Source organism: Pedobacter jeongneungensis (assembly GCF_039538295.1).
Lineage (GTDB): Bacteria > Bacteroidota > Bacteroidia > Sphingobacteriales > Sphingobacteriaceae > Pedobacter > Pedobacter jeongneungensis.
Genome location: NZ_BAABBY010000001.1, coordinates 612,648 through 626,855, shown reverse-complemented (window position 1 = coordinate 626,855; position 14,208 = coordinate 612,648). Strand labels below are relative to the sequence as shown.

At 40.5% G+C, this 14,208-nt stretch carries 11 protein-coding genes; 1 reads left to right on the top strand and 10 read right to left on the bottom strand.

Features of this window, described 5'->3' with window-relative positions:
* Positions 1–280 precede the first annotated feature (280 nt).
* From ABD769_RS02760 to ABD769_RS02725, 8 genes are all read right to left on the bottom strand, one after another.
* Positions 281–2,401 carry a bifunctional aldolase/short-chain dehydrogenase gene (locus ABD769_RS02760; RefSeq protein WP_344849199.1) on the bottom strand — a complete coding sequence of 707 codons (2,121 nt, stop codon included), beginning with the start codon at positions 2,399–2,401 and terminating at the stop codon, positions 281–283.
* A gap of 28 nt (positions 2,402–2,429) precedes the next feature.
* The gene (rhaT, locus tag ABD769_RS02755) at positions 2,430–3,524 is read right to left on the bottom strand and encodes an L-rhamnose/proton symporter RhaT (protein ID WP_344849197.1); all 1,095 of its coding nucleotides are present in this window, start codon (positions 3,522–3,524) and stop codon (positions 2,430–2,432) included.
* A 641-nt stretch (positions 3,525–4,165) separates the two neighbouring features.
* Positions 4,166–5,017: an alpha/beta hydrolase gene (locus ABD769_RS02750; RefSeq protein WP_344849195.1), complete on the bottom strand. Its 852-nt coding sequence runs from the start codon at positions 5,015–5,017 to the stop codon at positions 4,166–4,168.
* Positions 5,018–5,023: 6 nt separating this feature from the next.
* Entirely contained in the window at positions 5,024–5,497 is a 474-nt protein-coding gene (locus ABD769_RS02745) for a pyrophosphohydrolase domain-containing protein (protein ID WP_025144629.1), read from the bottom strand.
* A 211-nt stretch (positions 5,498–5,708) separates the two neighbouring features.
* The gene (locus ABD769_RS02740) at positions 5,709–6,368 is read right to left on the bottom strand and encodes a hypothetical protein (protein WP_344849193.1); all 660 of its coding nucleotides are present in this window, start codon (positions 6,366–6,368) and stop codon (positions 5,709–5,711) included.
* Positions 6,368–6,586: a hypothetical protein gene (locus ABD769_RS02735; RefSeq protein ID WP_344849191.1), complete on the bottom strand. Its 219-nt coding sequence runs from the start codon at positions 6,584–6,586 to the stop codon at positions 6,368–6,370. Before ABD769_RS02735 ends, ABD769_RS02740 begins: the two co-directional genes overlap by 1 nt.
* Positions 6,587–6,675: 89 nt before the next feature.
* Complete coding sequence (locus ABD769_RS02730; protein WP_344849189.1) at positions 6,676–7,401, bottom strand: LytR/AlgR family response regulator transcription factor; 726 nt, start codon at positions 7,399–7,401, stop codon at positions 6,676–6,678.
* Positions 7,402–7,466: 65 nt separating this feature from the next.
* Positions 7,467–8,474, bottom strand: a complete 1,008-nt coding sequence (locus tag ABD769_RS02725; RefSeq protein WP_344849187.1) for a sensor histidine kinase — start codon at positions 8,472–8,474, stop codon at positions 7,467–7,469.
* A 206-nt stretch (positions 8,475–8,680) separates the two neighbouring features.
* On the opposite strand from ABD769_RS02725, the gene ABD769_RS02720 reads away from it, so the two are divergent.
* A complete protein-coding gene (locus ABD769_RS02720; protein WP_344849185.1) occupies positions 8,681–11,095 on the top strand; it encodes an outer membrane beta-barrel family protein in 2,415 nt (804 codons plus the stop codon).
* Between the two features lie 116 nt (positions 11,096–11,211).
* Here the strand turns inward: ABD769_RS02720 and ABD769_RS02715 are convergent, their stop codons facing one another.
* Positions 11,212–12,507: an esterase-like activity of phytase family protein gene (locus ABD769_RS02715; RefSeq protein ID WP_344849183.1), complete on the bottom strand. Its 1,296-nt coding sequence runs from the start codon at positions 12,505–12,507 to the stop codon at positions 11,212–11,214.
* A gap of 602 nt (positions 12,508–13,109) precedes the next feature.
* Positions 13,110–14,012: a metallophosphoesterase family protein gene (locus tag ABD769_RS02710; RefSeq protein ID WP_344849181.1), complete on the bottom strand. Its 903-nt coding sequence runs from the start codon at positions 14,010–14,012 to the stop codon at positions 13,110–13,112.
* Positions 14,013–14,208: the final 196 nt, after the last annotated feature.

The following is a 14,208-nucleotide window of genomic DNA, read 5'->3' as shown; positions in this document are numbered from 1 at the left end:
AATTCTGTTTGCCATGGTCTGCATGCTACAGACCAATGTTTTTTAACCACGGATTTAATACCTGCCCGTCCGTTCAGGTGGGAATAAACACGGATTTGTATCTGTGTGCATCCTTCTTATCTGTGGTTAGTATTATTTAATCCATTCTACTCTTATCGCCGTGGTCTGTGTCTCCTTCTCCGTGGTCTGTGTCTTCACAGACCACTAATTTCTTTGTTTCGGTCTATGGAGACACAAACCGAGGAACAAAGTCTGTGCGAACACAGACCGAGGATTCGTCTTATCTTACAAATGCCATGGCTACTCCGCCATCAACATTTAAAACATTTCCGGTTGATTTGTGCAACAAGCCACCCACAAAGGCGAAACAGGCATTGGCAATGTCATCCGGCAATATGATCTGGTTCAACAAAGTACGTTTTGCGTAATAAGCCGGTAGCTCTGCAACGGTAATGCCATAAGCTTTTGCACGGCCTTCGGCCCAACCACCTGCCCAGATATTGCTATCACTAATTACCGCATCGGGGTTAACCACATTTACACGGATATTATCGGCACCCAGTTCGGCAGCGTTTAATCTGCTTAAATGTAACTGGGCGGCTTTTGCGCTGCCATAACCGGCATTATTTGGTCCGCTTACCAGGGCGTTCTTACTTACAATATTAATGATATCGCCACCAATATCCTGCTTTTGCATCGTATTTGTTGCAGCCTGGGTAATAAAGAACTGGCCTTTTACTAAAACATCATATAATAAATCCCAATCCTTTTCGGTATGATCGGCAATGGTTTTGGAGATTGATAAACCTGCATTGTTTACCACAATGTCTACTCCGCCAAAAGCCAGGGAGGCAGAATCGAAGGCGGCTTTAATATCTGCTTCGCTGGTTACATTTAAAATAGCAGTACTGTAAGAATCTTTACCAAACTGGCCAGCAAATTCTTTACCTGCTTCTTCCAAACGTTCGGCATTCATATCGTTTAAAATTACTACTCCGCCTTCGGCAACAAACTTTTTAGCAATTGCTTTACCGATACCACCGGCACTGCCTGTAATGAGGGCAATTTTACCCGTTAAAGGTTTTGGTTTGGGCATGCGCTGCAATTTTGCTTCTTCCAGCAACCAATATTCAATGTTAAAAGCTTCCTGATGAGGTAATGAAGTATATTCGGAAACTGCCTCAGCACCCTTCATTACGTTAATGGCGTTGATATAGAATTCTGCTGCAACCCTGGCGGTTTGTTTATCTTTAGAAAAAGTAAACATTCCGATTCCGGGATATAAAATTACAACCGGATTGGTATCGCGGATTGCCGGACTGTTTGGATGCTTACATGCTTCGTAATAAGCGGTGTACATGGCCCTGTAAGCTTCAAACGCAGGCTCCAATGTTTCTTTTAACGCTTTAACATCAGATAAATCGGCATCGCTCTCTAATGTTAAAACCAACGGACTGATTTTGGTCCGTAAAAAGTGATCGGGACAGCTCGTACCCATTGGAGCAAGGCGATCGAGATCATTAGAATTGATGAACTCCAACACACGGCTATCATCAGTGAAGTGACCGATCATGTGTTGTTTAGAAGAGCATAATCCACGCAATACAGGTGCTATTGCAGCTGCTTGTTTTTTACGTTGCTCTGCTGCTGCGCTTTCTATTTTCTGTCCGCCAAAAACCGGACCTTTTCTACCATAATTCTGGTTCAGGTAATCAGAACAGATCTCGATTACTTCTAAGGTGTTGAGGTAACTTTCGTAAGCGGTATCGCCCCAGGTAAACAAACCATGTGAGCCTAACATGATACCACGAATCCCCGGGTTTTCATCCAGGCATTGTTTTAATTGCAAACCCAGTTCGAAACCAGGTTTTTTCCATTCCACCCAGCCAATCGTTCCACCAAATAATTCTTCGGTAATTTTTTTACCGTCTTTAGCCGCAGCAATGGCGATGGCCGCATCCGGATGCAGGTGATCGATATGTTTAAATGGCAGGAAACCGTGTAAAGGGGTATCGATTGATGGTGCTTTAGAGCTTAAATCGAAAATACAGTGGTTAAACAGTTCAACCATTTCATCTTCATGCTCCACGCCACGGTAAATATTTTTCAGGCTGCGTAAACGGTCAACATATAATGCAGCAAGTCCACTTTTCTTTAACGTTCCTAAATCGCCACCTGAACCTTTTACCCACATTACTTCGGTTTCCAAACCGGTAAGCGGGTCTTTTTCCAATACTTTGCACGAGGTATTTCCACCTCCATAATTGGTTAAGCGTAAATCAGCACCCAATAAATTAGAGCGATAAATTAGGAGGGCTACTTCATCACCAGCCAGTTTTGCGGCTTCCTCTTCATCCCACAGATAGCTTACGTGCTTATAACTTTTCGTATCGATTGACATTCTAATTTTATATTTAAATTTTTATTTATTAACCTTTAATTGAATTACCATAACCTACAATGAGTACCGAAATGATGATGGTTAGAATACCTGCCAAAACAGTAATCAAAGTTTTTTTGGATACGCCTTTCCACTCTTTTAGTACCAAACCCCAAATGTTGGCGATCAGGATGATAAAAGCCATGTGCAGAATCCATGAACTGGCGCCATTACCCATTTTACTTTCGCCCATACCGTAAAAAAAGAACTGCAAAAACCATGTGGTACCTGCAAGCGCAGAAAAAATATAATTTTTCAGCAATGGTGTTGCAGCATTTGTATAATCGCCGAATGTTTTATTGCGAGCGTTGAGTACCATACACCAGATAAAGTTGGTGGTTAGGCCGCCCCAGAGCACAATAATATAGGTAACGTTATTCTGGAATAGGAAATTGCCTGTTTCAGCAGGATTTGCAGCTTTCCAGATGGTATTTGCAGCATCGGCCATGGGCTTTCCGGCTTCGATACCAAAATTGAAACAGGCACTTAAAACGCCTGAAACAATACCTACAAATAAACCGAGTCCGAATTTAAATTCTGTTTTTACCTCCATCCCGTGTGGATCGGTAATACCAGTTTTCATTTCCTTTTCTTTCATCATGCCTGCTTTACCACAAATCACAATACCCAATACACAGACTAAAAGGCCCAGCAATACCATGCGACCCCAATCGGTATGCAGAAACATGGTAAAAGTATCTTTACCTGCCTGAGGGAAAAAATCGAAATAAATGGATGGAAGAATCGAGCCCAATACCATACACAGCCCTAAAATGATACTGCTTCCTAATGATACACCCAGGTAACGAACACCAAGGCCATAGGTTAATCCGCCAATGCCCCACAGGATGCCAAAGAAATAGGTAAGCCATAATATGTTACCATTGGTACTGCTGATAATTTCGCTAAAATTAGGAACGGTTAGGAAAGCGGCAAGAGGCGGAACAACTAACCAGGAGAATAATCCACCTACAATCCAATAACTTTCCCAGGCCCAGCCTTTAACTTTTTTGTATGGAATATAGAAGCTTCCGGAGGCGAAACCACCGAAGAAATGAAAAATTACACCTAAAATTGCTTGCATGCTCTAATTTAATATTTGGTTGCCCTAAAATAGAATTTGCAGCAGCTTTAACTGTTATGCACTGTTATGGATCAGAGATGGAAGACGTAAAATGGATGATGGAATTATAAGTCCGGAGACGGAGGTCGGAAATCATATTGTAGAAAACAGATAGCAGCCCTTTGCAGGAGTGTCAGATGTTACTATCTGGCGTCAGGCGAGTAGAATGCGTTGTCAACTTCCTGGCGTATTTGCTGGTAAAGTTGACAACACTTTCTATGGAAAATAATATCGATTCATTTTTTGTTCGACCACCTAAGCCACCTGAGGACACGGAAGGTATCTGGGTGGTGATTTTTAGATATAGATTCCACTGCGGTCGAAATGACGATCCTTCTATTTAGATCAGCCACACAATCGACTTCCTGTTTCAGTTCGCAAGGGATGTTTTTTGTCATCCTGAGCGCAGCGAAGGATCTTTAAAATGCGAAAATCTCTCCATTTAACGGATACATTCAAAAATTTATATGAAATCTTCCTGCTATGCGCAGCGCCAAATCATTGTGGCAATAAAACCTGCCTGCAGGGTGCAGCGCCAGATCATTGTGGCAATAAAACCTTCCTCTAGTGTGCGGCGAAAAATTATGCAAAAATTACATAAATTAGTTTAAGGATTGAACGCTGTGTACAATAGCCTCAATTACTTCAACAGATTTAAGGATCTTATAATGCCCCACACCCTCGAATGATTTTGCATTTATTGCAGGGTTTTTATCCAGAAATTCTTTAAGAAAAGGAAATGGTGAGATATGATCTTCTGGATCAAAAGCCAGAAAATGGTTTATATCAGGATTTAAGCGATAAAGTTCGGTCAGGTTAAAATGACTGGCTGGTACCGGAAACTCTTTTGCAAAATTTGCGAAAAAGATATCCTGATCTTTTGCACCGATGTTTACCGAATCCAGGCTCTGTTCGAAGTTCTCTTTCAGTCTGATTAATGGCGCAACGCTGATGAGCAGACCGGGAGTGATTCCTAATTCCTGTATCGCAATTACATTGGCCATACCACCCAGCGAGTGCCCGATAAGTACCTCAGGCTGTGCATAGTTTTGCGCAATGGCCTTTACAGAATCAGCATATAACATCAGGTTAGAAAACTCAGATATAGAACTTCCGTTTCCGGGTGCATCAAAAGCAATGATCTCCAGATCTTCAATTTTCCGGAGTTCAACAATCAGCTCGTAAAAGTCCGGGGCTTTCGAAGCCCAGCCATGCGTAAGCAATACTTTCTTTTTTCCATTCCCCCAACTAAAGCAATTAATACTTAATTCGGAATTGGTAAAATAAGTATCAAAAACCGGCAGGCTAAACTGTTTTGATTCTGCAATTAGCTGTTCCTGATGCAGGCGCAAAGGCATTTTTGGCGAGTAAAAAATAAACTCACGCATTAAAGCTGCATCGGGAGCATCCTGAGATAATTTCAGGTCGGTTATTAGTTGTTTTAGTCTTTTCAACTGAACTTAAACTAAGTGAGATTTTAAATCTGCAGGAGAATAATTGATCGACTTTAAAGTTTTATCGTCAGATTTTCTGAACACCAAAAACAGTCCGTCGATTTCTTTATAATAAGATTCGGTTTGATCTTTATCTAAATAAAACTGAATGGTTTGTTCGGCTTCTTCAACCGTTTTGCAGGCTTTGCTCATGTTAGAGCGGTGCACTTCATCAAACAAAGTTTTAAATTTCCCGCCTAAACCAAACTCGTGTATGGCACCAGCCAAAACATATTGCAGATCGCATAAGGCATCGGCCACTTCTACAAGGTCATCATTTTCTACTGCCTCCTGTAATTCTTTCAATTCCTCAGCCAAAAGCGAAATACGCAGATTAGCCCTTTGTTTTGAAGGAATAACCGGGTTTTCGAGAATAGGATGTTTAAAGGTAGTGTGGAATTCTGCAACCTGATTGAGCGAATTGGTTTCTTGTACGGCCATGTTTGATTTTAATATTTACGCAGCAAACTTAAAAAAATCAGGCTAAATATTGGGGAGAATTTATGCACACCGTAGATTGGTTAACTGGTTAATTGCTGAAACTGGTTAACTGTAAAGGATGGTTAAGTGGTTAATTGTTTAGAACCCTATTTCTTGACCTCGTTAATTGCTGGTAATGGTTAATAAGTAAAAATAGTTTAGCACATGGGCTTTACAAAGATTCATTACTATCCTCTTCCGGTTGCCAAGGCAATAAATTTGATTTATTAGGATACAGTATTTTAATCTGTTCGTTAATAAATGGTTCAATATGTACTTTGAACCATTCTCCTGATGCTTCAAACGTAGAGAGGTTATTATCTTCTCTATCATATTTTGCAAGGAAAACAAAATCGTTTTTAATGGATGCATCTATAAAGATTATGGTATCTACAGATGCAAAATTAGACTTAAGTAAAGTGATTGTATTGTTATACATTTGCGTAATAATGTCTGGTTTTACCAAATGAAGCCCATTTTCATGTCTTTTTTTTGCTCTATCCAGGCATAGATTTAATGTGTCGCAATAGAATAATATTAGGTTAAGTTTATTTTCTGCATTGAATCGCTTAGCAGACAAAACATAATCATACTGATGTTGAAAGCCCAAATTAAGCTCCAATGCAAAGTCCTCATTTCGAATTAATTTGCCTTTAATGAGCTCAGCAACTCTATGAATTGAATATTCATTGTAATCTACGAAGCCCTTTTCTTTATATTTAAGCCTCATATCATCCTCATTAAGTAAGTCCAAACCGGCAGGAATGTACTGCGAGCCCATTGTGCTCTTCCCTATACCTGGAGGCCCTGCTATAATGAATATTTCAGACATTAACGTATTACTTCAATCGTGCCATCAGCATATTCTGCAATCATTTTCCCTTCCTTTTCGAAAACAAGTGGCTGCCCTATGGAAAACAAATAATTTCTGGCTTTTATTTGATTTAACTTGTACCAGGCCTGCCTTTCAATGGGAGTCATATCCCATGGAGCGACCACCATTTCTCCTTTTTTCAAAAGATCTTCAGTTGATATTTCGGATATTTTCATCTATTTCATATTATATACAAGTCAAAAATAATCATTTTGATCCAAGAGTCATACAGAATTAACCACTTAACCAATTTAAACAATTAACCCTATTTTTTTTCCCTCACCACTTTAAAAAACTCTTCCTTATACGTTTCACCAACCGGGATGGCCTGATCGTTAATGTAAACGGTATTGCCATCGATCATTTTAATTTTTTCGAGCGAGATGATATACGATTTATGGATGCGGTAAAAAGGTGGTTGAGGCAGCTCGGTTTCCAGCTCACGTAACGATTGGTAGGTAATAATCCGCTGTGTAGCCGTATATACCGAAACGTAGTTTTTCAATCCTTCCACGTAGAGGATATCGTCATAATTAACCTTGATAAATTTGTTTTTGGTATCGCCTTTAATAAAAATAAAGTCATTCCCCTGGGCAGCTTGCTGTACAATTACTTCCTGCTGAACAGGCAACACAGGTGCTAAAATCTGTTGCGCTTTTGTGGCGGCTTTATAAAAACGTTCGTAAGAAATCGGTTTCAGGAGATAATCTACCACATCGAGATCGAAACCTTCTAAAGCATATTCGGGATAGGCCGTGGTGAGGATCACTTTACATTTACCGCCACAGATTTTCAAAAACTGGATTCCGGTCAGTTCGGGCATCTGGATATCCAGAAATACGAGGTCTACCTTACCTTCCTGCACCAGGTTTAGTGCCTCAAAAGCATTGGTGGTAGTACCCACGAGTTCTAAAAAAGGTGTTTTATTAATAAAGGCGGCAATAATATCTGAAGCGTAAGATTCATCATCAACAGCAAGGCAACGGATCATAGGAAAAGGGGTTAGCGTATGGCGGTTAGCGTAAGTTAATTATTTTCAATGGCACAAATTATCGATCAGAGATTTAAAATCAAAGTGCTTTTGTAAGTATTTCCATTGTTCGAAATCAGCAATTCGTGCTTGTCAGGATAAATCAGGTCTAACCTCCGGTGGATATTCACCATGCCTACTCCACTCGAATGGTCTTTTTGTGCATGGCTGATCTTATTGCTCACTTCAAAACTTAAACGTTTGTTCTGTACTTTCAGCTTAATGCGGACCGGTTGGGCCTCATCGTTCACCACGCCATGTTTAAAGGCATTTTCAACAAAAGGGATCAGGATTAACGAAGCTATTTTCTGATCGCTGATGCCTTCGGTTACAAAATCGACATAAAATTTGGGTTCGAAACGCATTTTAAAAAGCTCGACATAACTTTCGAGGTATTCTACTTCTTTATCTAAACTCACTTTACCATCCGGACTATCGTTTAAAGTATAACGCATCAGATCAGATAATCGTAAAACGGCATTGGCCAGTTTATCGGAAACGGGAATAGCCAGAGAATACACATAATTTAAGGTATTGTATAAAAAATGTGGGTTAATCTGCGATTTGAGGAATGAAAGCTCAGCTTTTACTACTTCTTCTTTAAGTTTCCGGTTTACCTGCTCCGATTTAAAGCTCTGTTCGATACCATAAACCGCAGCTGGCGTAACAATAAAAGCAATACTCCAGTAAATGTTATCCGAAATGTAGGCCCAGGCAGTTGTACCATCATTATAGTTATGAAAACCAAACCATTTTAAATAAAGTACTTCTTCTATTAAATACCTCAGTGCAATAAATATAGCTATGGTTAACAAAATGCCACCGATTAACTGTGGTATTTTATTCTTTTTCAAAAAGCGGGGATACACCCATAAGTAACAGATGTAAAATTCTATTAATTGTATAAAATTCATGGAGATACTAAGCGATGCCTTGGTAAAAGTGGTGCCATCAATTAAATAGCCACCATAAAAATAGCCCAGAATAAGTATCCAGCACAAAACATGAATGGAAATTGTTTTTATTGTTTTCATGCCCTAAAACTATACAAAGCTTTTTTAACAGCCTATTTTCTTATGCCAAACCTGTAAATAATTATCCGAACGTGTGCATTTTAAGGATCAACACCTTTTATCGCCTAAAAAAGCATTGGGATAATATTTTAAGGGGTTGGGATTATATAATTTACAGGCTGGGGCAGGCTTTTCATCTTTGGATCATCAATTAAAACAAAAATAAGATGAACCGCTTAATAAAACCTGCCATTTTTTTCTTCTTCCTTTTCGGTATTAAAACTGTTTCTGCACAAAACGTTAAAATATCAGGCACTGTTACCGATAAAAGCAATAAAGCACTTGATTATGCTTCTATAGCGCTGATCCACCTGCCCGATTCGGCTTCGGTTGCACTACAAGCTACCAACCAGCAGGGTTTATATGAATTTAGCGGCGTAAAACCCGGCCGTTATTTAATTAAGGCTTTGATGATGGGTTATGATAAAAATCAATCTGCCGCGTTCGAAGTGAAAGAAGCAGCGGTTAAAGTACCGGCAATTACCTTAACAAACCGTTCGCAAGAGCTTAAAGAGGTAAACATTATTTCCAAAATGCCGGTTATCGACCAAAAAGCCGACCGGGTGGTGGTCAATGTAGAGCAAATGAACACGGCAGGAGACAATGCACTGGAAGTGATCAGCAGGTCGCCGGGCATAAAGCTCGATAAGGATGATAATATTGTGCTTAAAGGCAAAAAGGGCATTAATGTGATGATTGATGGTAAACTGAGTTATATGACGGGCATGGAATTAACCACTTACCTAAAATCGTTACCGGGATCGGTGTTGAGTAAAATCGAACTGATTTCTAATCCACCTTCTTCGTTTGATGCAGCAGGAACGGCAGGAATCATTAACATTAAACTGAAAAGAAATAAAATGCAGGGTTTTAATGGCAACATGAACCTTGGCGGTGGTTATGGCCGTTACGAGAAAGTTTTCGGTGGCACCAACCTGAATTATAATATTGGTAAAGTAAGCACTTATCTGCGTTTGAATGCAGGACATTACAATTCCTATAACAGGTTAACGCTTAACAGGACTATCGGAGAAGAGCAGTATAACCAGCTTAATTTCTGGCACCCGGTTACCAACAGTTTAAATTACTCTACCGGTGCCGATTATTTTATTAACGACAAAAATACTTTCGGCATTATGGTGAAGGGTTACACTGCACCAGAAGAAACCAAAGTGAACAGCAACTCGGTAAACTATAATGCGGCCGGGGCAAAAATGGGCGGAACGAGCATGTACAATCCGCAAAGCAATACCGAAAAAAACCATGCCTTAAACCTGAATTACCGTTTTAAAACCGATACTTTGGGTGGAGAACTGGGAATTGATGCAGATTATGTACGTTATGATAACAGCAGAAGCGAAACTTTTACCAATAATTACCTTGATGTAAATGATCAGCTGATTGGTACACCGATCGATCTGCGAAATAACGGCATGGGCAAAGTATCCATCTATTCTATCAAAGCAGATTATACGCTGAACCTGAACAAAAAATTAAAGATGGAAACCGGCTGGAAAAGCAGCTGGGTAAGATCGGAAAGTGATGTCCGTTTCGATTCGCTGAAAACCGCAGGCTGGATTACCGACCCACGCCGTACCAACCTGTTTTTATACAATGAAAATATTAATGCAGGTTACCTCTCGCTGGATCAAAGTTTTAAAAACTTACAGATTAAAGCCGGATTGCGTGCCGAGCAGACTTTGGGCAATGGCAGTTCATCGGGAACAAATACCGTAATTGATAGAAAATACTGGAAGCTTTTTCCAACGTTATTTATCTCATTGAAGCTTGATTCGAACAACCTGATCACTGCAGCTTACCGCAAAAGCATTAATCGCCCATCGTACAGCAGTTTAAACCCTTTTACTTTTTATACTGATCCGTACACCGCTTTGCAGGGCAATCCGTTTCTACAACCATCGTATGCCAATAGCTTCGAATTTAATTACTCCATCAAAAATTTCAGGGTGTTAACACTAAGTTATTCGGTTAATAACGGATCGATATGGGAAGTGGCTTACCAGAACGACCTGACCAAAGAAACCATCACCAGACCGGAAAATCTGAGCCGCACCACCAACTTTTATATGGCAACCGGAAGTCCTTTTGATATCACCAAATGGTGGAACAATAGCACAGAAGTTTCAGCGGGATTTAACCGTACCGAATCGGCTGTGCAGGGTAATGGTTACAATGCTTTCTCTTGGAACTGGTCGGTAATGACTGATAATACCTTCACCTTGCCTAAAAACTATAGTTTATCGGCTTATGCTTATTACGATTCTCCTTCCGTTTCGGGTTTGTTCCGCAGTTTAGGAAGTTACCAGCTTAATGTTGGTGCGAAAAAAACATTCTGGAACAAAAATGCAACGCTGGCTTTAAAAGTTAATGATGTATTTAATACGAGTGCATTTCGGGCAAACCTGGAGTATAACAATATTAAAACCTATTGGAAAAACGAATGGGAAAGCCGGAGGGTAAACCTGAGTTTCACCTATAAATTTGGAAATATGAAAATTAAAACTGCCCGCAGCAGAAGAACAGGAACCAGTGATGAAGAGAACCGGGTTGGGAAAAATTAAAATTTAAAAGATCGTCATTGCGAGGAGGCTTTTTCAGCCGACGAAGCAATCTTACAACGATCGCTACCAGCGTTCGCATTAAAATTGCTTCGTACCTCGCAATGACGATATATCAATTAAAGCTTAATCTTCACAAAATACAGTCGGTTTCTATCAACTGAATTGGTGAAAGGCAAAATTTTCTGGGCAAAGCCACTTGCGCCATTATCTACCACACCGAAATCATCATCGTTAGAAATCACCAGAATATTACCCGGCAATAAGGCTAATCCTTCCGCTTTATCGTGCGGATAGATGGAAGGAAGGTCTTTTAAAAGATCCAGCACCACAGTTTTGCTTACCGGTGTAATTCCTGCTCCGCTTAAACCTGTTGCATTGTTCAACTCTTCTACAGTTTTACCACCGTAAAGTTTACCAGTAGCACCATTATTGGCATCAGAAATGTCTGTAGCGCCGCTGATGTCGATCTTAAAAACTTTTTTAAATGTGGCCGGATTGGTTGCTGCTCCTCCATATAAACCATCACGCTCAATGGTTAAAAAAGTAGTACTGTTTACGGCAACGATATCACTTACACCGGTTAAGGTTACATTATCCATTAAATAGGAATATTGTTTGGTAGCGCCGGTGGCGATATCGAAAGTTAAAATCCTCAATACAACCGAATTGGCAACTGCGCTTTTAGAAGGATTGTACATTGGCGACTGCATCATGCCTACCAAAGTTTTTCCGTCGGGGGTAATGGCCAGGCCTTCCATACCACGGTTAGCCCTTCTGTTGGCAAATACTGCCGGGATTTTACGTCCGCCGGTTCCTGTTCCAAATGGATTTATACGTTCGATGGTTTTACCTGTTGCATCAACGTGTACAATATGCGGTCCGTATTCATCGCTGATCCAGAACGATCCGTCGGCTGCCCTCACCAAGCCTTCTGAGTCGATGCCATCAGCACTTGGCGTAATAACCTGTCCGTTTAAATCGTATGCAATTTCTCCCGATGCACCCATTCCCGCAGGATTAGGCAATCCGTTTAATTTACCACCTGAGGCATTTTTTAGTTCGATGGTTTGCTCGAGTACCAGTTTGCCATCTTTTAAGCTGAATTTACCAATCTGTGGATCGAAATCAGGTTTCCCGATGATGATGGAATTGGCCAGCTGTCCGGCAACATTCGACCCCCTGTCGGTTAACATGTAAAAAACATCCGGCGAATTGGGATCGGCAGCTACCGCCGAACCAAAACCACCATTATATACTTTTACGCCTGCAGCAGTGGTAAAAAGCACCGGTGGATCGGAAACTTCGGCCATGGTGGGGTAAGTAAATGCTGCTGGGGTTTCGTCGTGGTTCTTTTTGCACGATACCATACCGATAGATGCGGCAGTTATTAAGGTAAGTAAATCTCTTTTCATTTATTCTTTTTTGAACAAAGCAAGGATCTGGATATGAAGGTAATGTTAAGGGAATAACAAGAATAGTTTTAGCAGCTTAGAAAGTTCCACTCAGGTTTTATGGATTAATTTGTCAGTTTTTTTGGAAACGTACGTCAATTTTCCATCGGCAACCACAGCCCTGCCATGCTCTCCAATCTTTTTGTGATGCTGTCATGCTGAGGTACGAAGCATCTGTTTCATAGCCTGCAGATGCTTCGTACCTACCATTGACAGATTTAGAAAGGTCGTCATTGCGAGGAGGAACGACGAAGCAATCTTTCCTGCTAGCGATCATTGTTAGAAAGATTGCTTCGTCGGCTGAAAAAGCCTTCTCGCAATGACGAACTTAGCGGCTTATCATTGCGCGAAGATTCTTCTGTCATTCATATTGATTTTTATAAAATTAATTATCCCTCAGAATGACAGTATATTTGAGGTTGCTGCAAAACAAAAAGGATTTCCGCTGTTGTCAGGTTTATGAATGAAGGACTTGAAGCGTAGAACAACTATACAGATGCAGTATTCAACCGGGCCTAAACCTAGCCTGCTCCATCATCCGTATTACATTCCCATCTTCCATCCTAATAATTAGCATATTTTTCTTCAAAACTCCCATCATCGTATAAATCGATCAGGCCGTAACCCGGCGCGGTTTCCCTTCTGTTCCCCTCCCACCAGGCGCCTGATACGGCACCGTTGCAGAGGTAGGTAACACCATTGTAAACTACTTTATCGCGCATGTGCAGGTGTCCGCTTAGGCATAGTTTTACATTTGGATGCTGATAAAAAAGGCTGATGATTTTAGCGGTATCGGTATGCATATCGCCACCCAGCATGGTCCATTTGTTTACAATATTATCTTCTATCATCAACAGGGCGGTAAGGATTGGAATGTGCGACATTACCATCACAGGCATCTTTTTATCGGTACTTTGCAACTCGTTTTTTAGCCAGTTTAGTTGCTCATCTCCTAATTTGCCGATGTACCAGGTATTGTCGATATCAAGATGGGTACTATCCAGTACGATAATTTTCCAGCCGTTTTGCACCAGACTGTAATATGGTTTTATCAGCTGCAATTTATCCATGGCGTATTTTTTACCATAAAAAACATCGCCTTTGCTATCCTCGTTCCACCAGATATCGTGGTTACCCAAACAATAACGCACCGGAATACTGCATTCGTTTCTCATGGTTTCCTGCACCAATTTCCATTGATCGTTTATAGTACCAATGTTCTCTTTATTCATATCGAAAACAATATCTCCACCATTTAAAATCAGGTCTACTTTTGGCGATTGTGCCTGTAAATGGTGCAGGCATTTGGCAAACCTCGCCGGCGCATTAAACTGGTTCTTCAGGTGAACATCAGTAATGTGCGCTACCCTTAAAACAGGCTTTTTCTCCGTTGGCAACGAAACTTTTGATAATGTTGGCAGCAAAAACAGGCCACCTATATTTTTGAGTGCAGATCTTCTTTCCATTATCTGTTATTTATCGGGTTAAAATTAGCAACGTTATGTTACCTTAACATGAACTGTGCTGTGGATAATGTCATTACATTTAACCATTATTTGTCCCGATTATCGGGAGATAAAAAGAATGCACACAGATATAAATCCGTGTTTATCTGTGTGCATCTGTGGTTAAAATGATATTGTGCTGTGGTTTATTATTTGA